General features: G+C 64.3%; 19 protein-coding genes. 6 read left to right on the top strand and 13 right to left on the bottom strand.

From position 1 onward, the window contains the following. Window positions 1–21: 21 nt before the first annotated feature. From BMX99_RS06755 to hslO, 4 genes are read right to left on the bottom strand one after another with little or no spacing between them, the layout of a single operon-like run. Complete coding sequence (locus tag BMX99_RS06755; protein ID WP_093449173.1) at window positions 22–1,869, bottom strand: ABC transporter ATP-binding protein; 1,848 nt, start codon at window positions 1,867–1,869, stop codon at window positions 22–24. Window positions 1,870–1,911: 42 nt separating this feature from the next. Continuing rightward, on the bottom strand, window positions 1,912–3,078 hold the full coding sequence (locus BMX99_RS06750; protein WP_093449169.1) for a CCA tRNA nucleotidyltransferase: 1,167 nt from the start codon (window positions 3,076–3,078) through the stop codon (window positions 1,912–1,914). Continuing rightward, window positions 3,078–3,680 (bottom strand): CoA pyrophosphatase, encoded by a 603-nt coding sequence (locus BMX99_RS06745; RefSeq protein ID WP_093449165.1) that lies wholly within the window; start codon window positions 3,678–3,680, stop codon window positions 3,078–3,080. Before BMX99_RS06745 ends, BMX99_RS06750 begins: the two co-directional genes overlap by 1 nt. Further along, window positions 3,670–4,659, bottom strand: coding sequence for an Hsp33 family molecular chaperone HslO (hslO, locus tag BMX99_RS06740; protein WP_093449161.1), 990 nt, complete (start codon window positions 4,657–4,659; stop codon window positions 3,670–3,672). Before hslO ends, BMX99_RS06745 begins: the two co-directional genes overlap by 11 nt. An 84-nt stretch (window positions 4,660–4,743) precedes the next feature. Between hslO and BMX99_RS06735 the strand changes: the two genes are divergently transcribed. Next, window positions 4,744–5,178: an NUDIX domain-containing protein gene (locus BMX99_RS06735; RefSeq protein ID WP_093449157.1), complete on the top strand. Its 435-nt coding sequence runs from the start codon at window positions 4,744–4,746 to the stop codon at window positions 5,176–5,178. A 39-nt stretch (window positions 5,179–5,217) separates the two neighbouring features. Here BMX99_RS06735 and BMX99_RS06730 read toward each other — a convergent pair whose 3' ends face one another. Then, the gene (locus BMX99_RS06730) at window positions 5,218–6,513 is read right to left on the bottom strand and encodes a PP2C family protein-serine/threonine phosphatase (protein ID WP_093449152.1); all 1,296 of its coding nucleotides are present in this window, start codon (window positions 6,511–6,513) and stop codon (window positions 5,218–5,220) included. A 120-nt stretch (window positions 6,514–6,633) separates the two neighbouring features. On the opposite strand from BMX99_RS06730, the gene BMX99_RS06725 reads away from it, so the two are divergent. After that, window positions 6,634–6,972, top strand: coding sequence for an Hpt domain-containing protein (locus BMX99_RS06725; protein WP_244525485.1), 339 nt, complete (start codon window positions 6,634–6,636; stop codon window positions 6,970–6,972). 21 nt (window positions 6,973–6,993) lie between these two features. On the opposite strand, the gene ilvA is transcribed toward BMX99_RS06725, so the two are convergent. After that, window positions 6,994–8,229, bottom strand: a complete 1,236-nt coding sequence (gene ilvA / locus BMX99_RS06720; protein WP_093449148.1) for a threonine ammonia-lyase IlvA — start codon at window positions 8,227–8,229, stop codon at window positions 6,994–6,996. Window positions 8,230–8,390: 161 nt separating this feature from the next. Between ilvA and BMX99_RS06715 the strand changes: the two genes are divergently transcribed. Together BMX99_RS06715 and BMX99_RS06710 are read left to right on the top strand one after the other, a co-directional pair. Further along, window positions 8,391–9,614 carry an argininosuccinate synthase gene (locus BMX99_RS06715; protein ID WP_093449144.1) on the top strand — a complete coding sequence of 408 codons (1,224 nt, stop codon included), beginning with the start codon at window positions 8,391–8,393 and terminating at the stop codon, window positions 9,612–9,614. 317 nt (window positions 9,615–9,931) lie between these two features. Further along, the gene (locus BMX99_RS06710) at window positions 9,932–10,216 is read left to right on the top strand and encodes an SCP2 sterol-binding domain-containing protein (protein ID WP_093449139.1); all 285 of its coding nucleotides are present in this window, start codon (window positions 9,932–9,934) and stop codon (window positions 10,214–10,216) included. A gap of 22 nt (window positions 10,217–10,238) precedes the next feature. Here the strand turns inward: BMX99_RS06710 and BMX99_RS06705 are convergent, their stop codons facing one another. The 5 genes from BMX99_RS06705 to BMX99_RS06685 all read right to left on the bottom strand — a co-directional run bounded on the left by BMX99_RS06705 (window position 10,239) and on the right by BMX99_RS06685 (window position 15,803). Beyond that, a complete protein-coding gene (locus tag BMX99_RS06705; RefSeq protein WP_093449135.1) occupies window positions 10,239–10,958 on the bottom strand; it encodes a sulfotransferase-like domain-containing protein in 720 nt (239 codons plus the stop codon). Beyond that, window positions 10,955–11,851: a D-amino acid aminotransferase gene (locus BMX99_RS06700; protein WP_093449131.1), complete on the bottom strand. Its 897-nt coding sequence runs from the start codon at window positions 11,849–11,851 to the stop codon at window positions 10,955–10,957. The genes BMX99_RS06705 and BMX99_RS06700 overlap by 4 nt, the downstream gene beginning before the upstream one ends. A 318-nt stretch (window positions 11,852–12,169) precedes the next feature. Further along, window positions 12,170–12,583 (bottom strand): DUF7282 domain-containing protein, encoded by a 414-nt coding sequence (locus BMX99_RS06695; protein WP_093449126.1) that lies wholly within the window; start codon window positions 12,581–12,583, stop codon window positions 12,170–12,172. Window positions 12,584–12,669: 86 nt separating this feature from the next. After that, entirely contained in the window at window positions 12,670–13,542 is an 873-nt protein-coding gene (locus BMX99_RS06690) for a ribokinase (RefSeq protein ID WP_093449121.1), read from the bottom strand. Further along, on the bottom strand, window positions 13,542–15,803 hold the full coding sequence (locus BMX99_RS06685; RefSeq protein WP_093449117.1) for an NADP-dependent malic enzyme: 2,262 nt from the start codon (window positions 15,801–15,803) through the stop codon (window positions 13,542–13,544). The genes BMX99_RS06690 and BMX99_RS06685 overlap by 1 nt, the downstream gene beginning before the upstream one ends. 147 nt (window positions 15,804–15,950) lie before the next feature. On the opposite strand from BMX99_RS06685, the gene mutS reads away from it, so the two are divergent. After that, window positions 15,951–18,569 carry a DNA mismatch repair protein MutS gene (gene mutS, locus BMX99_RS06680; RefSeq protein ID WP_093451138.1) on the top strand — a complete coding sequence of 873 codons (2,619 nt, stop codon included), beginning with the start codon at window positions 15,951–15,953 and terminating at the stop codon, window positions 18,567–18,569. 87 nt (window positions 18,570–18,656) lie between these two features. Here mutS and BMX99_RS06675 read toward each other — a convergent pair whose 3' ends face one another. Then, complete coding sequence (locus BMX99_RS06675; RefSeq protein WP_093449113.1) at window positions 18,657–19,214, bottom strand: nucleotide exchange factor GrpE; 558 nt, start codon at window positions 19,212–19,214, stop codon at window positions 18,657–18,659. Window positions 19,215–19,223: 9 nt separating this feature from the next. Further along, on the bottom strand, window positions 19,224–20,288 hold the full coding sequence (hrcA, locus tag BMX99_RS06670) for a heat-inducible transcriptional repressor HrcA (protein ID WP_093449108.1): 1,065 nt from the start codon (window positions 20,286–20,288) through the stop codon (window positions 19,224–19,226). A 145-nt stretch (window positions 20,289–20,433) separates the two neighbouring features. On the opposite strand from hrcA, the gene rph reads away from it, so the two are divergent. Beyond that, entirely contained in the window at window positions 20,434–21,147 is a 714-nt protein-coding gene (rph, locus tag BMX99_RS06665; protein WP_093449104.1) for a ribonuclease PH, read from the top strand.

Raw genomic sequence — 21,147 nt, 5'->3', positions numbered from 1 at the left:
ACCGAAGGCGAAAGGCCAAGCCTATTCCGCCGCCGCGCTTTCCATCTCGGACCCGATAAAGCCGCCGGACTGCCGCCCCCAGTAGCGTGCATAAAGCCCGTCACGCGCCAGAAGTTCTTCATGCGTGCCCAGTTCCGCGATGCGCCCGGCCTCAAGCACCATGATCCGGTCCATATGCGCGATGGTCGACAGACGGTGCGCCACGGCCAGCACCGTCTTGCCCTGCATCACGCCTTCCAGCGCCTCCTGGATCGAGGCTTCGACTTCGCTGTCCAAGGCCGAGGTCGCCTCGTCCAGCACAAGGATCGGCGCGTCCTTGAGGATGGCACGCGCCAGGGCGATCCGCTGCCTTTGCCCGCCAGAGAGTTTCACGCCGCGTTCGCCCAGCCGGGCCTCGTAACCTTCGTTGCCCAGATGGTCGGACAGCGCGCGGATGAAGGTGTCGGCCTCGGCCTTGCGGGCGGCGGCAAAGACCTCTTCCTCGGTCGCGTCGGGACGGCCATAGCGGATGTTTTCCAGCGCCGAGCGATTGAACATCGCGGTGTCTTGCGTGACCATGCCGATCTGCCGCCGCAGACTGTCCTGCGTCACCGTGCCGATGTCCTGCCCGTCGATCAGAATGCGACCCTGTTCCGCATCATAGAGCCGCAAGAGAAGCGCGACGAGCGTCGATTTCCCCGCGCCCGAAGCCCCGACAATGCCGATCTTTTCGCCCGGCGCGATGTCCAGCGTGATGTCCTGCACGCCACCCACGTCGCGCCCATAGGCAAAGCCCAGACCGTCGAACCGGATGGCCCCGTCGGGCACCGCCAGATCCCGCGCACCGGGCTGATCCTGCAACCGGACCGGCCGCGCCAGGGTGCGCATGCCATCCTCGACCTCACCGATATTCGACGCGATCCCCATCAAGGTGAAGGACACCCAGCCCGACATCTGCGCCAGCCGGATCGCCACCGTGCCCGCCGCCACCACGGACCCAAGGCTGGTCCCGCCCGAAGACCAGACCCAAAGCGCCCCGCCGACCAGCAGCACCGGCAACAGGCCCGACAGCGCAAACAGCGTGACGCGGAAGGCGACCATGACACGGGCGAATTCCAGCGCGCGCTGGCGGAAGGTGCCGATGGCCCCCAAGGCCACGCGATCTTCGTGATCGGCGTGGGCGAACAGTTTGACCGTCTTGATATTGGTGATCGTGTCGACGACCTGGCCTGACACCATCGCCCGCGCCGCCGCCCGCGTCTTGGACCGCTTGCGGATGCGCGGCAGGAAATACCGGATCAGCGCCACATAGGCGACCATCCAAAGCGCAAAGACCACCAGAAGCCCGCTGTCGATCGTCATCAGCAACAGCGCCGAGCCGACCAGCGAGGCCAGCGCGAAGACCACCGAGTTGATCGTCTCCATCGCGATTTCGGTCATGGCGCTGGCGCTTTGCATCTGCTTCTGCGCAATGCGGCCCGCGAAATCGTCGTCGAAATAGGTCACGCTTTGCCCAAGCGTCCAGCGATACAGCCGCGACAGCGTCACGCTGAAGATATTGGGCATCAGGAACAGCGTGTTGGCGGCGGAACTCAGCCCCATCATCACCGGCCGGGCGAGCGTGAAGAAGGCCAGCGCCAACAAGATCAGCATCAAGCTTTCGCCCTGGAACACCTGATCCGGCCCCGCCTGGGTCGCGCTGTCGATCACCGCGCCCAGCACCCAGGCCGATCCGACCTCGACCGTGCCGGCAAGGGCGGACAGCACCACGGCGATCATCACGATCGGCCAGGCCCCTTTCAGCATCCAGTTGATGTAAGGCACAAGCGTGGTCGGCGGCGGGCCGTCGGCGGGTTTGAACGGATCGATCAGGCGGGACATCAAGTGCATCGGAAACTACCTTTCCGGCTCAATGTAGACCCTTTCGCGCGCTCAGCCATCCCCCGGGGCAGTGTCATTCCCGCACAGGTCCCTGCGCGTCAGCGCAAAGCCCGAGGCGATCCATTTCGTCTCTAATTCGGCGAGTTTAGCCCCAAGTGCCGCGCCCTGATAGGCGGGCATCAGGTCCTTGGCCGCTACCGGAAATTGCGCCTTTGCGCCCTTTTCCAGATCAACCGTGGCCTGCGGGTCCAGCGGTGTTTTAAACAGCGCCGCCCGCAACAGCAGGATGTCGCGCCCCGTCGCGACCCCATGGCGATAGCCCAATTCGCCGGCCCCACGCATGTCGCCTATGCCGTCGCGCAGCAGATCCAGCTGCTTTGCCTCGGCCCGGCTAAGGCGCAGATGATCCGCCACATCCACCCCGCCCAGGATCGCCAGACGTCGCAGCGGATCGGCGGGAAGATCGCCTTCCAGATGCACCAGAACAGCCAGCGCCCGGTCATCGGCACCGGGCAGCACATGGCCCAGCACGCCGGTCTGGCGCATGGCGGCAACGGAGGGCGCGGGATCGGGGGCGCGCAGCAGCTTGATCACCTCGCGCCCGATGCGTTCGCGGGACAGCTGTTCCAGCCCCTCGGCCCCCGCGGCAATGGCCGAGAGGGCATCGGCATCGATCCCACGGTCGGGATCGCCATACCAGGCGTGAAACCGGAAATAGCGCAGGATGCGCAGGTAATCCTCTGCGATGCGCTGATCCGGGTCGCCCACAAAGCGCAGGTGCCGCGCCTTCAGATCCGCCAGCCCGCCCAGGGGATCAACCAGCGTGCCGTCAGGCCGGGCATAAAGCGCATTCATGGTGAAATCGCGCCGCGCCGCGTCCTTGGCCACGTCGGTGGAAAAGGCTACGGTGGCGTGGCGGCCGTCGGTGTCCACGTCGTGACGAAAGGTCGTGACCTCGTGCCCCAGCCCCTCGGCCACAAGAGTGACGGTGCCGTGGTCGATGCCCGTGGGGACTGCCTTGAGGCCCGAGGCCCTGGCCGCCGCGATCACCTGGTCGGGCGTGGCGTCGGTGGCGATGTCGATATCCCCAACCGCACGGCCCAGAAGCGCATCACGCACGCAGCCGCCGACAAACAGCGCCTGATGCCCGGCCCCGGTCAGCGCATCACAGACGGCGCGCGTTCCCGGATGCGTCAGCCAGGCACCCGTGACCCGCATCACGCCATCCGATCCGCAAGAACCCGACAGATCCGCGCCGTGGCACCCCAGATGTAATAGGGCCCATAGGGCACGGCGTAATAATACCGGCGCTGCCCGCGCCAGCGGCGCCCGTGCACCAGGTAGTTCGCCGGATCAAGAAGATGCGCCAGGGGGACCTCGAACGCCTCTTCGACCTCACCGGGTTCGGGGCGTTTGACGAAATCCGCCGTCACCCGCGCAACAACGGGCGTCATCGAAAAGACGCTGACCGTTTCATGCTTGGGCAGGTAGCCCAGAACCTCGACCAGCTCGGGCGGCAGGCCGATTTCCTCGTGGGATTCGCGCAGCGCGGCGGCGGTGACATCGGCATCAGTCGGTTCGACCTTGCCCCCGGGAAAGGCGATCTGCCCGGGGTGATGCTTCAGATGCGAGGTCCGCTTGGTCAGGATCACGTTGACCTGGCCGTCGCGTTCGATCAGCGGCACCAGCACACCGGCCGGCCGCAGCTTGGAGGGATCTGCGATCCCCCCAGCCCCGTTCAGATCAAAATCCGAGGAGCCCTGCCCCGGGCGGGACAGGGCCTCGCGGATGCGATCATAAACCCGGGCGTCAGCCTTCATCCGATGTTCCGGCCTCGAAGCCGACGCTTTTCGGATCCAGCACGTAATGCGCGCCGCAGAACTGGCAATCCGCCGTGACCTGGCCGTCGTCGGTGGTCATCTTCTCGATATCCTTGGCGGAATAGATCGACAGGGACTGACGCACGCGATCCTCGGAACAGGTGCAGCCAAAGCGCACCGGCTGGGATCCGAAGACGCGCGGCTGTTCCTCGTGAAACAGTCGGACCAGCAGATCGGTCGGCGCGACGCTTGGGCCGATCAGCTCTAGATCGTCGACCGTATCAAGGTGGAAGTTCACGCGGTTCCAATCCTCTTCCCGGTCGCCTTCAACCAGGTCCGAGGCCACAAGAAGACCGCCTTCGCCCGTGCCGCCCTCACCGGCGACATGTTCGCCGGCCTCGGGCATCACCTGGATCATCACGCCGCCGGCGCGCCAGTGTTCGACACCGCCCGCTTCCGTCGACTTGCCGAAGGACAGCGAAAACCGGGTCGGAAGCTGTTCGGACTGGGCAAAGTAGGCCTCGGCGCAGGCGCGCAGCGATCCACCGGCCAGCGGGGTGATCCCCTGGTAGGGCTGCATACCCTTGCCCTGGTCGATCAGGATCGCGAAATAGCCTTCGCCGATCTGGTCAAAGGGTGCGCTGTCGGTCAGCCGGTCACGGTCAAAGCTGGCATAGGCCCGGATGCGGGCCGGGTCGCCCTCTTTCTCGGGGCCGTAGTAATCGGTGGCGATCATGCGCACCGCGCCCTTGGACTGCACCTGAAGCGACAGTTTCCAGCGCAGCTTGATCGTCTGGCCGATCAGCGCGGTCAGCAGGGCCATCTCGGCGACCAGCGCCTCGACCTGCGGGGGGTAGTCATGTTGCTTGAGGATGCCGCCAAGCACGCCGTCCAGCCGCGCCACGCGGCCGCGCACGTCAGAAGCATCAAGCTGAAAGGGCAGGACGGTGTCGTCCCAGGCCAGTTTCGATCCGATCATCGTGGGGTTTCCTTCTGAGCCTGTCACAGGCATATCTTGGCCAGCACCTAGGGGCAATGATGCCCCGTTACAAGGCAGAGCCCCATGCGCCGTTACGGAGAGCCCCCCGAAAAGCATCGCCGCTATGCGTTCCGCGCAGGAGTCTACGCGATCCTTCCGCTGAACGGGTCGCTTCTACTGACCCATCAGGCCGAACCCACGCCGGAATTTCAATTGCCCGGCGGCGGCATCGATCCGGGCGAACATCCCCTTACTGCCCTGCACCGCGAGGTGTTCGAGGAAACCGGCTATCGCATCGCCGCCCCCCGTCGCATCGGGGCCTTCCGGCGGTTCACCTATATGCCCGAATACGACAAATGGGCCGAGAAGATCTGCGCCATCTATGTCGCCCGTCCGATCCGCCCCCATGGGCCGCCGCGCGAACCCGGCCATACCGCGATCTGGACGCCTGCCGATCTGGCGGTGGATCTTCTGGCGGAAACCGGCAGCGCCGATCTGGTGGCCCGGCTGCTGCGCTGATCCTTCGAAATCGCCCGGTTCAGAGTCTGATTTCACCACCTAGCCGGGGCGCAGGTATTCCAGGCTGATGGCCGATACGTCATCCTCGAACCGGTCTTCGGCGGTGCGATCGGCCAGCTTCCAGGCGATGGTTTCCAACAGCCTGCGGCCCGGCACCTCGGCCAATGTTTCAAGCATGCGGATGAACCCTTCGTCGCCCAGCAGGGTGCCCTGCGGATCGGCGCATTCGGTCACCCCATCCGAGGCCAGGATCAGCCGGTCTCCGGGGTTCAACCGCGCCTCGATCATCTCGAACCCGGCGTCGTCGATCAGTCCGACCGGGAAACCGCCCTGCCCCAGCATGTCGATCCGCCCCTCGGCCCGCTGGATCAGCGGATGCGGATGGCCCGCCTGCACCAGCCGCAGGTGCCCGTCGCGCAGGTCCAGATCCGCCAGCGCGAGAGTGAAATAATGCCCGCCATCGAATTCCCGCAGCGCGATTTCGTTCAGCCGGGCGGCAATCCGGTCGGGCCGAAGCGCCGTTCCGTCCGGCCCCAGCCCGATGTTCTGCTGCGGAACGGACGAAGACAGGAACCCCGCCAGCCGCGCCGTCATCAGCGCCGAGCTGATCCCATGCCCCGAAACATCCAGCGAAAACACCGCCACCCGGTCCGGCCCCGCCGGGTAAAAGCCGACCAGATCGCCGCCGACCCGCCCTGCCGTACGCAGCAGCTGCGAAATCCGCGCCGGGCCAATCCGAACCTCGCGTTCGCGGACCAGGGATTGCTGCAGCTTCTTCGCCTCGATCAGGTCGCTGTCGATGGAATCGTAAAGCTGCTGCAATTCATGCAGCGTGTCCGCGATCAGCCGGTTCTTGCGCGTCAGTTCCCAGTGCATGCGGTGCACGCGGTCGCCCGCCGTCAGACGCGCGCGCAGTTCGCCGGAATTCACCGGTTTCGTCAGGAAATCATCCGCCCCGCTGATCAGCCCTTCGGCCACGTCGACCTTGTCGGCCTTCGAGGTCAGAAGGATGAAATACCCATAGGTGTCCCGCGCCATGCCCCGGAAGATCTTGCAGAAATCCGGCCCCGACATGCCGGGCATCATCCAGTCGGAAATGACGATATCCGGCGGGGCCCGGCGGCAGATGTCGATGGCCTGGTCGGCGCTGCCCGCTTCTTCCACGCTGTAGCCCCATTTGGCCAGGGTCACCGCCAGGATGCGGCGCTGCATCTTGCTGTCGTCGACCACCAGCACGCGCCGCGCCCCGGCCCGTTCGCCCGACAACGACCCCGATGCCGGGTGCGGAGCGACCGGACATTGCCCGGCCGCCGAGTCGCGCTTTGCCTGATCCATGCCGCCTGTCCGTGCCTCAACCCCGGCAGATTGGCACCCCGGTCCCAACAAACCATTAACGCGAGAATTTTTTTGCATCGATTGAGAATTCGGTAAGCCCGCGCCGCTATGAAGGACCGCATGAACACACCCGAGCTGATAGATTGGGCCAAGGTCCGCGAATTGTGCAACGACGTCGGCCGTGACGGCCTGGACGAGGTCATCGCCCTGTTCATGGAAGAGGCCGAGACCGCCATGCAGACCATCGGCATGGCCGAAGACCTGGAATCGGCCCTGCATTTCGTCAAGGGATGCGCGCTGAACCTGGGGTTCGACCGCTTCACCACCCTCGCCGCCGAAGGCGAAGCACTGGCCGCCCGCGGCCTGCCCGACCAGGTCGACCTGACACAGCTGGGACAGGTCTACCGCGAAAGCCGCGACCTGTTCCTGGCGGAATTTCCGATGCGAATCGCGGCTTAGACGCGGCTTGTACAGGGGGCGCTAGATCAGGAATTCGGCCAGGATCGTGTCCTGCGTGATGTCCCGATAGGCAAAGCCGCTGTCATCCAGCCGCTGGAACAGCCCTTCGAAATCGCGGGCCTCCTTCGCCTCGATCCCGATCAGAACCGACCCGAAGTTGCGCGCGGATTTCTTCAGGTATTCAAAGCGCGCAATATCGTCGCCCGGCCCCAACAGGTTCAGGAACTCCTTCAGCGCCCCGGGCCGCTGCGGCAGCCGCAGGATGAAATACTTCTTCACCCCAGAAAACCGCTGCGCACGTTCCTTCACCTCGGGCAGCCGTTCGAAATCGAAATTCCCGCCCGAGGTAATGCAGATCACCCGCTTGCCCCGGATCTGATCCCGGATCGCATCCAGCGCATCCACCGCCAGCGCGCCCGCCGGTTCCAGCACGATGCCTTCGATGTTCAGCATCTCCAGCATGGTGGTGCAGATCCGGTCCTCGGGCGCGGCCAGGACATCCGCTCTGTCGATGCCGTTCAGCCGGTCCCAGGGCCGCGCGCCGATCCGCGCCACGGCAGCCCCATCGACGAAACTGTCGACCTTGTTCAGGGTCACCGGGCCCCCGGCCTCGACCGCCGCAGCCAGGGATGCACCGCCGGCAGGTTCGACGAACTTCAGGCTCTGATCCGGGCCGAAATAGCTTCTGATCCCGGCCGAAAGCCCCCCACCGCCCACGGGAAGAACGATCAGATCGGCCCCGCCCGGCAGCTCGGCCTCGATCTCGGCGGCGATGGTTGCCTGCCCTTCGATCACGTCGTCATCGTCGAAGGGAGCCAGGAAATGCCCACCCTCGGCCGCGCAAAAGCTTTGCGCCTCGGCCAGGGTGTCATCGAAGTAATCGCCCACCAGCCGGATCTCGACGAAGTCGCCACCAAAGATCCGCGTCTTGTCGATCTTCTGCTGCGGCGTTGTCACCGGCATGAAGATCACGCCCCGCTTGCCGAAGTGGCGGCACATATAGGCCATGCCCTGCGCATGGTTCCCGGCGCTGGCACAGACGAACAGATCTGCCCCCTGCGCCCGCCGCATGGCATTGAACGCCCCGCGCAGCTTGTAGGACCGCACCGGCGTCAGGTCTTCGCGCTTCAGCCAGATCTCGGCCCCGAACTTTTCCGACAGGTGATCGTTGCGCATCAGGGGCGTGGCGGGAAAGACCTGCCGCATCGCCACCATCGCAGCGCGCGCCCGGTCCCGGAAGATTTCGATATCGCTCATTCGTCTTCATTGCCCCTTTGCCGTCCGCGAAACAAGCCCAGAGCATAGACGCCTTCGCCGGCATCGCCCTGCCTCACAAGGCGCAGCACCTTGTATGCCTGTCCAAAACCCGCTATCGCCCGGCGGAACCAAGACAAGCAGAACCAAGACAAGGGGACAGCATGAGCGCGCCGAAGAAAGTCGTCCTGGCCTATTCCGGGGGCCTCGACACCTCGATCATCCTGAAATGGCTGCAGACCGAATACCATTGTGAGGTCGTGACCTTCACCGCCGATCTCGGCCAGGGCGAGGAGCTTGATCCCGCCCGCAAGAAAGCCGAACTTCTGGGCATCAAGCCCGAGAACATCTTCATCGAAGATATCCGCGAAGAATTCGTCCGCGACTTCGTCTTCCCGATGTTCCGCGCCAATGCGCTTTACGAAGGGCTCTACCTGCTGGGCACTTCGATCGCGCGTCCGCTGATTTCCAAGCGCCTGATCGAGATCGCCGAACAGACCGGTGCCGATGCCGTCGCCCATGGCGCCACCGGCAAGGGCAACGACCAGGTTCGCTTCGAACTCTCGGCCTATGCCCTGAACCCCGAGATCAAGGTCATCGCCCCCTGGCGCGAATGGGACCTGTCCTCGCGGACCAAGCTTCTGGAATTCGCCGAACAGCACCAGATCCCGATCGCCAAGGACAAACGCGGCGAAGCGCCCTTCTCGGTGGATGCGAACCTTCTGCACACCTCGTCCGAAGGCAAGGTGCTGGAAGATCCCGCCCAGGACGCGCCCGACTACGTGCTGCAGCGCATCACCCGCCCCGAAGATGCCCCCGACACCCCCGAGATCGTCGAGATCACCTTCGAAAAGGGCGACGCGGTGGCGATCAACGGCGAGGCGATGTCGCCGGCCACCATCCTGACCAAGCTGAACGAGCTGGGCGGGAAACACGGCATCGGCATCCTCGACCTGGTGGAAAACCGCTTTGTCGGCATGAAGTCCCGCGGCGTCTATGAAACGCCGGGCGGCACCATCCTGCTCGAAGCGCACCGCGGAATCGAACAGATCACGCTGGATTCGGGTGCTGGACACCTGAAGGATTCGATCATGCCGCGCTACGCGGAACTGATCTACAACGGCTTCTGGTACTCGCCCGAACGCGAAATGCTGCAGGCCCTGATCGACAAGAGCCAGGAGCACGTGACAGGCACCGTCCGTCTCAAGCTCTACAAGGGCTCCGCCCGCACCATCGCGCGCTGGTCCGACCACTCGCTCTACTCCGAGGCCCATGTGACCTTCGAAGAAGACGCCGGTGCCTACGACCAGAAGGACGCCCAGGGCTTCATCCAGCTGAACGCGCTGCGCCTGAAACTTCTGGCCGCGCGCAACCGCCGCTTCAAGTAAGCCGCGCACCACACCACACGGAAAAGCCGCCGGTCCCCACCCCGGCGGCTTTTTTGCATCCTAATCCACTATTCACGCCCCCATCCTATTTCACGCCCCCCATCCTATTTCACGCCCCCCACCCCCATCCTCTTGCCAAAAATATCCTGGGGGAGCGCGAGGGGGTAAAACCCCTCGCCCGCCCGACGCCAGCCAAGCCGCGCCGCTTACGTGGTCAGACCACCCCGCAAAAAGGCACCCCCCAACGCAGCGTCACGATTGCGAAATCTTCACACCCACCCCCTAGATTGCGCAAAGCCATCAGGGACACGAAATTCATGGCACTGACCGATATCGCCGCCACGCTGCAACAGGCGCTGGCCCGCAAACCTCTGGACAATTCGATCAAGTTCGACTGCGGCGACGACGGCGCAATCACGCTGGATGGCGACACCGCCCATCTGGATGGCCGCGACGCCGATTGCACGATCCGCATCTCGGAACCGAACCTGGCCAAGCTGATCGCGGGCAAGCTGAACCCGATGACCGCTTTTGCCATGGGCAAGATCAAGGTCACGGGCGACATGTCCGTGGCACTGAAGCTCAGCCAGCTGTTGGGCTAACCGTAGCCGCATCCACCCGACCTCAGGGCTGGATCTTCCGCGCCTCCATCGCGCGATAGGCGGGCATTGCGGCCTCGGCAATCTCGGCCAGCTTGTCCGAAAGCTCCGGCAGGTCCCCCTCGGGGCCAGCAAAACCGGTCGACCGATGCACGGCCCCGTACCAATGCGGGGCCCAGATGCCGTCTTCTGCCATGCCACCCGCAGGCCAGGACAGCATCGCCGGATCAAACCCGATGCCAAGCGCGTCGCACAGCTTGCGCAGCATCCCCTCGGGGTCCCGGCGGATGTCGAAACTGTCGATCACCACGGGATATCCCCCTGATTCAGTGACGAAATCGAACAGCTCGGCCTGTTGCAGGAACCCGATATCCTCAAGCGTCAGCGCCTCGTACCCCTTGGCGAAACTGGCAGCGACGCGGGCGGGATGGCGGATCAGGAAGACATGCTTTGCTCCGGCCATCCAACCGCGCGGAATCGACGGGATCATATGCTGGCACATGTGCTTCTGATACCAAAGCGCGCGTCCCCCGGGCACGTCGCCTGCCAGCATTCCCGCGACCTCTGCACCATCCTGCGATTGCGACGCCAGGACCGCATCCCGCATCGGATGCGCCAGCCCGGTCTGGGCCAGGTAAGCGGCATAGAAGGGTTCATCCACCACGGCGCAATCGGCCCGCTGCCCAAAGCAGTACATCATCGCCGTCGACAGGTTGCGCGGGCCGGACCAGCAGGCGATCCTCATTGCGCCACCAGGTCCTTGTACAGCGCGCGGATCCGTTCCGTCACCGGGCCGATCTCGCCGCTGCCGATCACGCGTCCGTCGATCTCTCCGACCGGGGATTGCGCGCCGAAGGTGCCGGTCACAAAAGCCTCGTCTGCGCCGTAACAGTCGACCAGGGAAAAGTTCTTCTCAAACACAGGGATGTCATTGGCGCGGCACAGGTCGATGACCTTGGCGCGGGTGATGCCGTTCATGCAGTAATCCCCGGTCGAGGTCCAAACCGCCCCTTTCCGCACGATGAAGAAGTTGCAGGCATTGGTGGTGTTCACGAAACCATGCACATCCAGCATCAGCGCCTCGTCCGCGCCGGCCTTTTCGGCGGCGATACAAGCCAGGATGCAGTTCAGCTTGGAATGGGAATTCAGCTTGGGATCCTGCGTCATCGGCAGCCCCCGAACATGCGGCACCGTGGCCAGGCGCAAAGGCCGCCCGGCCTGGGGCACCGAATGTTCCATGATGATCGCCACCGTCGGACCAGAGCGCGACAGCGACGGATGCTGGAACGGCCGCACCTTGCGGCCCCGCGTCACCATCAGCCTGGCATGGGCGTCGGTCTGCATGCCGTTGGCCTTGCGCAGATCCTCCAACGCCTGAACGACCTGATCGCGGGTCATGCCGATGTCCAGGTCGATGGCCTTCGCGGCCTCGAACAGCCGGTCCAGGTGGTCGTCCAAAAAGGCCCAGCGCCCATCGTACAGCCGCAGCCCTTCCCAGATGCCGTCGCCCAGCATGAAGCCGCTGTCGTAGATGCTGACGACGGCGGCCTCTCCTCCGACGATCCGGCCGTTGAGATGAAATTTCAGATCCGCATTGCGCGGATCTTCGACGGCGTCATGGGTGGTCTGGTCCTGCATCGCATTGTTCCTGGCTCTGTCCCCGTTTCGGGCAGGCTAGGAAACTGGATGCGGATTGCCAAGCGGCGGTCCCGCGTCGGGACATCGCCCAGCACCGGGAGTGCGCCGAAATGGACGGGACAAAAAGAAAGGGACCGCGGTTTCTGGGGCGCGGTCCCTTTCGCCGGTCCGGGGCACCACCACAACGAAAGACCCTTCGAACCGGCATCCGAACCTGTGGGGCAGGCCGAATTATCTATGTGGTCTGGCATCTTGCGGGCAGGGCCGGTGATCGGTCCTGCCCGGCTGGGTGGGTTTCTTGCCAGATGACTTAGCCGATTACTTGGCCGTGATGACTTTCATCACCAGATTGCCATCGGGCTTGATCGGACCGTCTTCTTTTGCACCCAGGGTGTATTCGAAGATGCCGGTCTTCATGCCGCCCGCTTCCGAGTGCACCATGAGCATCAGCATCTCGCCCGAGGCGACCTCTTCCGTCAGGATCGCGGTCACGTCCATGGTCTCACCCATGCGGATCGGCGCATAGGCCACCACGGGGCCCGGCTTCATCTCGGCGTCGGTGCGGTGCACCACCAGCCAGCCGTTTTCCGGCGCAACGATCTTGGATGCCGTGACGGTCCCGCCCGAGACATCCTGGTCCATGCCTTCGACCATCGGTGCCATGCCGTGGCTCGCTGCAAAAGCGGCGCCGGCGGTTACGATGGCTGCGGCGGTCAGTACAAAACGTTTCATTCAAAAAGCTCCCGTGTTGGATAGCGGCCAATCTCGGCCGTCACATCCAATCACGTAAGGCTTCGGGAATAAGTTTCAGGCGATGTTCAGAAACTTGCAAAAAATTGGTCGATGTCATCCTGGGTGGGGATCACGTCGGCCGTTCCCAGCCTTGTTACCATGACCGCACCGGCCATCTGGGCCCGGCTGATGGCACGCGCCATGTCCTGCTTGTTGTCCAGCGCCGCCAGAAGGTAGCCGGTGAACGTATCGCCCGCACCGGTGGTATCGACCGGCGTGACGCGCGGCGCATCGAAATGCCGTTCGCGCCCCTGGTGCAGCCAGCGGCATCCATCCGCCCCAAGCGTGATCACCACGTCCGCCACGGGAATATCCGCCACGGCCAGGCCCATCTCGGCCTCCAACTGGGCGGCTTCGACCGCGTTCATCACCAGGATGTCGATCTGGTCCAGCACGTCGCGCACCGCCTGGACCGAAAAGGGCGCCGCCGCATAGCAGACCCGCAGACCGCGATCGCGCGCAGCCCGGGCAAAGTCGCGCTGCACGTTGGTTTCATTCTGAAAGACGGCGATATCCCCGGCACTGGCACGGGACAGCACCTCTTCCAGCACCGGCATCTCGACCAGGATATTGGCCCCGGGATGAATGATGATCTGGTTTTCACCCGATCCATCCAGCGCGATGATCGCATGACCCGAGGCCGCATCGACCACCCGGATATGGGCCACGCCGACCCCGTAGTCTTCCAGCCGGTCGCGCATCCAGACGCCGTCTTCGCCCACGGCCCCGATATGATGCACATCACCGCCGGCCCGCACGGCGGCCACGGACATGTTCGCGCCCTTGCCGCCCAGGCCCCGCTGATGCGACAGCGCGGCCAGCGTTTCCCCCGGCGCGGGAAGATGCGGCAGGCGATAGACCAGATCCGCATTCACCGAGCCAAGGTTCCAGATCGCCATCAGCTGACCTTGCTGGCCGCCAGAAGCGCCATGTTGAGGATGTCGTTCACGGTCGAGCCGGTCGAACAGATCTGGATCGGCTTGTCGACGCCCGACAGGATCGGCCCGATCACCGTGGCCCCGGCCAGTTCCTGCATCATCTTGACGCTGATGCTGGCCGAATGGCGGGCCGGAACCACCAGGATATTGGCGTTGTCGGTCAGCTTGGCGAAGGGATAATTTTCGCGCGCACGGGCGTTCAGCGCCACGTCCACGGTCATTTCCCCGTCGAATTCGAAATCCACACCGCGCTGCGCCAGAACCTTGGGCGCCACGTGCATCTTCTCGGCCCGTTCCGAGACCGGATAGCCGAAGGTCGAGAAGCTGACAAAGGCCACGCGTGGCTCCAGACCCAGGTCGCGGGCGACCTCGGCACAGCGTTCGGCGATATTGGCCAGGTCTTCCTCGTCCGGCCATTCGTGCACCAGCGTATCCGAAACCAGGATGATCCGCCCCTTGTGGATCAGCGCCGTGACACCGGCCGCCCCATGCGCCGCATCGGCGTCGAAGACGTGGTTGATCAGTTCCAGCACATGCGCCGATTTCCGCGTCGCCCCGGTGATCAGCGCATCGCCATGCCCATGGGCCAGCATAAGCGCGCTAAAGACGTGACGATCCCGAGCCGCAAGACGGTGAATGTCGTGCTGATCCATGCCCTTGCGCTGCAACCGGTTGTACAGGAAGGCCTTGTATTCATCCAGGTGCTCGGTGTTGGCGGCGTTGACGACCTTCAATTCGCCCACCGCGTCGCCGAGACCGGCGGCCTCGAGCTTTTTCTTCACATCCGCTTCGCGTCCGACAACCAGGGCCTCACCCAGGCCGTTGCGTTGGTACATGACGGCCGCGCGCAGCACGCGGGGGTCATCGCCTTCGGCAAAGATCATGCGGGCCTGCGCATTCCGCGCCCGCGTGTTGATCGACCGCAGGATGTTCGCCGTCGGATCCATGCGGGACTTCAGGCTCAGCTCATAGGCGTCCATGTCGACGATCGGGCGCCGCGCGGCCCCGGTGTCCATGCCGGCCCGCGCCACGGCGGGCGGCACGCGGTAGATCAGGCGCGGATCGAAGGGCGTCGGGATGATGTAATCCCGCCCGAAGGTCAGCGCCTTGCCATAGGCCATCGCGACCTCGTCCGGAACATCTTCGCGCGCCAGTTCGGCCAGGGCCTCGGCGCAGGCGATCTTCATTTCGTCGTTGATGGCGCGGGCGTGGATGTCCAGTGCGCCACGGAAGAGATAGGGGAAACCAAGGACGTTGTTCACCTGGTTCGGATAATCCGACCGGCCCGTGGCAACGATGGCGTCTTCGCGTACCTCGTGGGCTTCTTCGGGGGTGATTTCGGGATCGGGGTTCGCCATGGCGAAGATCACCGGATCCTTGGCCATGCTGGCGACCATATCCCGCGTCACCGCGCCCTTGACCGAGACACCCAGGAAGACGTCCGCGCCCTCCATCGCCTCTTCCAGCGTGCGCAGGTCCGTGGTGATGGCATGGGCCGATTTCCACTGGTTCATGCCGTCGGTACGGCCCTGGTAGATCACGCCCTTGGTGTCGCAGACGATGCAGTTCTCGTGCCGCGCGCCCATGCGTTTGAGAAGTTCGATGCAGGCGATCCCAGCCGCACCCGCGCCATTCAGCACGATCTTGCAGTCCTCGATCTTCTTGCCGGAAATCTTCAGCGCGTTCAGCAGACCGGCGGCGCAGATCACGGCGGTGCCGTGCTGGTCGTCGTGGAAGACGGGGATGTCCATTTCTTCCTTCAGGCGCTGTTCGATGATGAAACACTCGGGCGCCTTGATGTCTTCCAGGTTGATGCCGCCAAAGGACGGGCCCATCAGCTTGACCGCGTTGATGAAGGCTTCGGTGTCCTCGGTGTCCAGCTCAAGGTCGATCGAGTTCACGTCCGCAAAGCGTTTGAACAGGACCGACTTGCCCTCCATCACCGGTTTCGAGGCCAGCGCGCCAAGGTTGCCCAGCCCAAGAACCGCCGTCCCGTTGGAAATCACGGCCACAAGGTTGCCCTTGTTGGTGTAATCATAGGCGGTTTCCGGGTTGGCGTGGATTGCTTCACATGGAACAGCAACGCCCGGCGAATAGGCCAGCGACAGATCGCGCTGTGTCGTCATCGGGACCGTGGCCGAGACCTCCCATTTGCCGGGGGCGGGTTCCAGGTGGAACGCCAGCGCGTCTTCAGGCGTGATCCGGGATTTCGACTTGGACATGTGGCCTACTCCTCATTGGGCTTTGGCGTCTTACCCAATGCCTGCACGTCACTCAACCATTTCGGCTTTCGCCTGCGAAGAGGGATTTGTAAGGTCCCCCCCAATCCAACCGGGGGGTTTCACGTGGCCAAAGACACCGTCACGCCGATGATGGCGCAATATCTTGAGATCAAATCAGGATATCCCGATGCGCTGCTGTTCTACCGGATGGGCGACTTCTACGAATTGTTCTTCGACGATGCCGTCGCCGCGGCCGAGGCGCTCGACATCGCGCTGACCAAACGCGGCAAACACCTGGGCGAAGACATCCCCATGTGCGGCGTTCCGGTACATTCGGCGGAAAACTACCTGCTGACACTTATCCGCAAGGGATTTCGCGTGGCCGTCGGCGAACAGATGGAATCCCCCGAAGAGGCGAAGAAACGCGGGTCGAAATCCGTGGTGGCCCGCGACGTCGTCCGCCTTGTCACCCCCGGCACCCTGACCGAGGAAAGCCTGCTGGACGCCCGCCGGCACAACTACCTTGCCGCCTTTGCCGTGGTGCGCGACGACGCAGCGCTGGCCTGGGTCGACATCTCGACCGGGGCCTTCCACGTCATGCCCATGGCCACCGTCCGCCTGGGCCCGGAGCTGGCGCGGCTGGCCCCGTCGGAACTGCTGATCCCGGACGAAATCGAACGCGATTACGCTGAAACAGTCTCTGATTTCGGGATTTCGCTGACGCCGCTTTCGCGCGGATCCTTCGACAGCACCAGCGCCACGGACCGGCTTTGCGCGCTGTTCAAGATCGCGTCGCTCGACGCCTTCGGCACCTTCACCCGTGCCGAGATCGCCGCCATGGGCGCCATCGTCGACTACCTCGACATCACGCAAAAGGGCAAACTGCCGCTGCTGCGCAAACCGCTGCGCGAAGCCTCGGACCGCACGGTGCAGATCGACGCCGCGACCCGCCGCAACCTGGAACTGACCCATGCGCTGTCCGGTGGCCGCGCCGGATCGCTGCTGTCGGCCATCGACCGCACCGTGACACCGGGCGGCGCGCGCCTGCTGGAACGCCGTCTTTCCAGCCCGTCGCGCGACATCACCACGATCAACGACCGTCTCGCCGCCGTCGATGCCATGGTCGCGGATCGCCCGACCGCAAAATCCCTGCGCGAGGCCCTTCGCCGCGTGCCCGACCTGGACCGCGCCCTGTCGCGCCTGGCCATCGACCGCGCCGGCCCCCGCGACCTGGCCGCGATCCGCAACGGGCTGACCCAAGCCGAAGCGATCACCGCCCAGCTGTCCACCGCCGATCTGCCGCCGCTGATGGCCCAGGCCACCGGCGCCCTGACCGGCCATGACGATCTGCTGTCCCTGCTCGACGCGGCCCTTGTGGCCGAACCCCCGCTTCTGACCCGCGACGGCGGCTTCATCGCCCCCGGATTCGACACTGAATTGGACGAATCCCGCCAATTGCGTGACGAAGGCCGTGGCGTCATCGCGGCGATGCAGACCGAATACGCCGACCTGACCGGCATCCCCTCGATCAAGATCAAGCACAACAACGTGCTGGGCTATTTCATCGAGGTCACCGCGACCCACGCCGACAAGATGCTGTCCGAACCGCTGAACGAAAGGTTCAAGCATCGCCAGACCACCGCCAACCAGCTGCGCTTTACCACGCCTGAACTCAGCGAGATGGAGACCCGCATCCTCAACGCCGGGGGCCGCGCGCTCGATATCGAAAAGCGGCTCTATGACAGGCTGAAATCGGAAATCCTCGCCCGCTCGTCCGACCTGACGGACACCGCCCGCGCGCTGTCCGAACTCGACCTTGCCACCGCGCTTGCCGATCTGTCGATTGCAGAAAACTGGTGTCGCCCGAAGATCACCGACGACCGCGCCCTGCGCATCACCGGCGGCCGCCACCCGGTGGTCGAACAATCGCTGCGCCGCGACGGCACGCCCTTCATCGCCAATGACGCCGACCTGTCCGGCGATCCCTCGTCGATCTGGCTGCTGACCGGCCCCAACATGGCCGGTAAATCGACCTTCCTGCGGCAGACCGCACTGATCACCCTTCTGGCCCAGATGGGCAGCCATGTTCCGGCGGAATCCGCCGAAATAGGGACGATTTCCCAGCTCTTCAGCCGCGTCGGCGCAAGCGACGACCTGGCGCGCGGCCGTTCGACCTTCATGGTCGAGATGGTGGAAACCGCCGCCATCCTCAATCAGGCCGATGACCGCGCCCTGGTGATCCTGGATGAAATCGGCCGGGGCACCGCGACCTACGACGGCCTGTCGATCGCCTGGGCCACGCTTGAACACCTGCACGAGGTCAACCGTTCCCGCGCGCTCTTTGCCACGCACTACCACGAGATGACGCAACTGGCGGGCAAACTGCCTTGCGTCGAAAACGCCACCGTCGCGGTACGCGAACACGATGGCGACGTGATCTTCCTGCACGAGGTCATTCGCGGTGCCGCCGACCGCAGCTATGGTGTCCAGGTCGCGCGCCTCGCCGGTCTGCCCGACAGCGTCGTCGCCCGTGCCCGCGAAGTGCTCGATGCGCTGGAAAAAGGCGACCGCGAAGGCGGCCAGAAACCCAAGGCGATCATCGACGACCTGCCGCTTTTCGCCGCCGCGCCCCCTGCCCCCGTGGCCGCACCCGCGCCCGCCGCCTCGCCCGCGCTGGACCTTCTGGATCAGGTCAACCCGGACGACCTGACGCCGCGCGATGCGCTCGACATGCTGTACAAATTGAAAGCGGCGTCGCGCCAATAGCGCAACGCCCCTCGATCATCTTGCCGAAAATACTCGCGCCGCAGGCATCCGGCCCTGGCCGGATCAGACCCTGACACAGGCGAAAACTCAGGCCGGTGTCGACGACACCCCAACCTGCGCCGGACGCAGCAGGCGGTCCGACAGCCAGAACCCTTCGGCGGACACCTGGATGATGTCGCCGGCCTTGGTACCGGGCACCGGGGCCTCGAACATGGCTTCATGCACGTTCGGGTCGAACTTGTCGCCAACTTCGGGAACGATCGGCTCGATCCCGTGCTTCTTGAAGGTGTTCAGCAGTTCACGCATCGTCAGCTCGACGCCTTCGATCAGCGCCGAGGTCTCTTCGGATTTCTCGCCCGCCGCTTCCAGCGCGCGCTTCATGTTGTCGTAGACGGGCAGCAGATCGCGCGCCAGTTTCGACCCGCCGTACAGCTCGGCTTCGCGGCGTTGCTTGTCGGCCCGCTTGCGCGCGTTTTCGGCATCCGCCATCGCGCGCATCCACTTGTCCTTCAGCCCGTCACGTTCCGCACGCAGGGCATCGATTTCGATGGTTTCGTCGTCCATCTCGTCGATTTCATCCGCATAGGCATCGGCCTCGGCGGCATCGATGTCATCCAGGAAGTCGTCGTTTTCAGGTCCAGCCATTGTCTACCTCTAACTCCGGTCCGCGATCATCCGGCCTACCAGCTGCGCGGTGTAATCCACAATCGGCACGATGCGTCCATAGTTCAGCCGCGTGGGCCCGATGACCCCGACCGCACCGATGATCTTTCGGTCCGCGTTCATATAGGGAGAGACCACCAGAGAGGAACCCGAAAGTGAAAAAAGTTTGTTTTCCGAGCCGATAAAAATCCGCACGCCCTCGCCCTCTTCGGCAAGTTCCAGAAATTCCGCGATATCCCGCTTGCGCTCCAGATCGTCGAACAGGGTGCGGATGCGTTCCAAGTCCTCTTCGGCGGCGTCTTCGCCCAGAAGATTGGCCCGTCCGCGCACGATCAGCCGTTCATACCGCGCGCCCTGATCGTCCCATTCGGCCCAACCCGAATCGATCAGATCGCGGGCAAGAACGTCGATTTCCTGCCGCCGCTTGGCGATCTCGGTCTTGATGACCTGGCCCAGCTCGCTCAGCGTGCGGCCCTCGGCCAGGGCGTTCACGAAGTTCGCCGCCTCGCGCATAGACGACGGCGTCTGGCCCGGCGGCGGATGGAACAGGCGGTTCTCCACGTGGCCATCGGCAAAGACCAGCACGACCAGCGCCCGGTCGGACCCGAGTGCGACGAATTCGATATGTTTGATCGGCGCCTCATGCTTGGGCGCCAGCACCAGCGACGCCCCCTGCGTCGCCCCCGACAGCGCAGACCCGATGCGATCCAGCATTCCGCCCACGTCACCGCCACCGTTGCCAATGGTCGCGTCGATCTTTTCGCGGTCGGTGTTGTCCAGATCCCCGACCTCAAGCAGCCCGTCCACGAACATCCGCAGCCCCTGCTGCGTCGGGATCCGACCCGCGCTGACATGCGGGCTGTCCAGAAGGCCCAGGAATTCCAGGTCCTGCATGACGTTGCGGATCGTCGCGGCGCTGACCTTTTCGCTCATGCTGCGGGTCAGGGTGCGGGATCCGACCGGCTCTCCGTTGGTCAGATAGCCTTCGACCACGCGGCGAAACACTTCGCGCGACCGGTCGTTGAGTTCGTTCAGAATGCGTGTCTTGTCGTTCATTGCGTCGTCAGACCCCTCCACCGAGGTCGAATGTCGAAACAGGCGCACCCAGTCCGGGCTTGCGTTCCCCGTCAAGGCAGGACTATCCCAAACCCAGATCGGGCCCAAGCTCCGGCCGGACCCAAGCTTTGGAAAGGGATATCCCATGCGACCATCAGGACGAGATTTAAGCGAAATGCGCCAGGTTTCAATCGAAACCGGGATCACGAAACACGCCGAAGGGTCCTGCCTTATCAAGGTTGGGGACACCCATGTGATCTGCACCGCCACGATCGAAGACCGCGTGCCGCCCTTCATCAAGGGCTCGGGCCTGGGCTGGGTCACCGCCGAATACGGCATGCTGCCCCGCTCGACCTCGTCGCGGATGCGGCGCGAGGCCTCGGCCGGGAAACAGGGCGGCCGCACCGTCGAGATTCAGCGCCTGATCGGCCGCGCCTTGCGCGCCGGCGTGGATCGTTCTGCCCTGGGTGAACGCCAGATCTCGATCGACTGCGATGTGATCCAGGCCGACGGCGGCACCCGCTGTGCCGCGATCACCGGCGGCTGGGTTGCCCTGCGCCTTGCAGTGAACAAGCTGATGAAGGCCGGCGACGTGGTCAGCGATCCGCTGGTCGATCCCGTGGCGGCCGTGTCCTGCGGCATCTACGCCGGCCAGGCGGTGCTCGACCTCGACTACCCCGAAGACAGCGACGCCGGAGTTGACGGCAACTTCATCCTGACCGGATCGAAAAAGCTGATCGAGGTACAGATGAGCGCCGAGGGCTCTACCTTCTCGCGTGAGCAGATGGACAAGCTGATGGACCTTGCCGAAAAAGGCGTGGGCGAACTGGTCGAAATCCAGAAGGCAGCCTGTAGCTGA

The organism is Pseudooceanicola nitratireducens (genome assembly GCF_900109195.1).
GTDB classification, from domain to species: Bacteria; Pseudomonadota; Alphaproteobacteria; order Rhodobacterales; family Rhodobacteraceae; genus Pseudooceanicola; species Pseudooceanicola nitratireducens.
The sequence above is the reverse complement of the archived record's forward strand: the minus strand, read 5'-3'. Positions and strand labels throughout refer to the sequence as shown.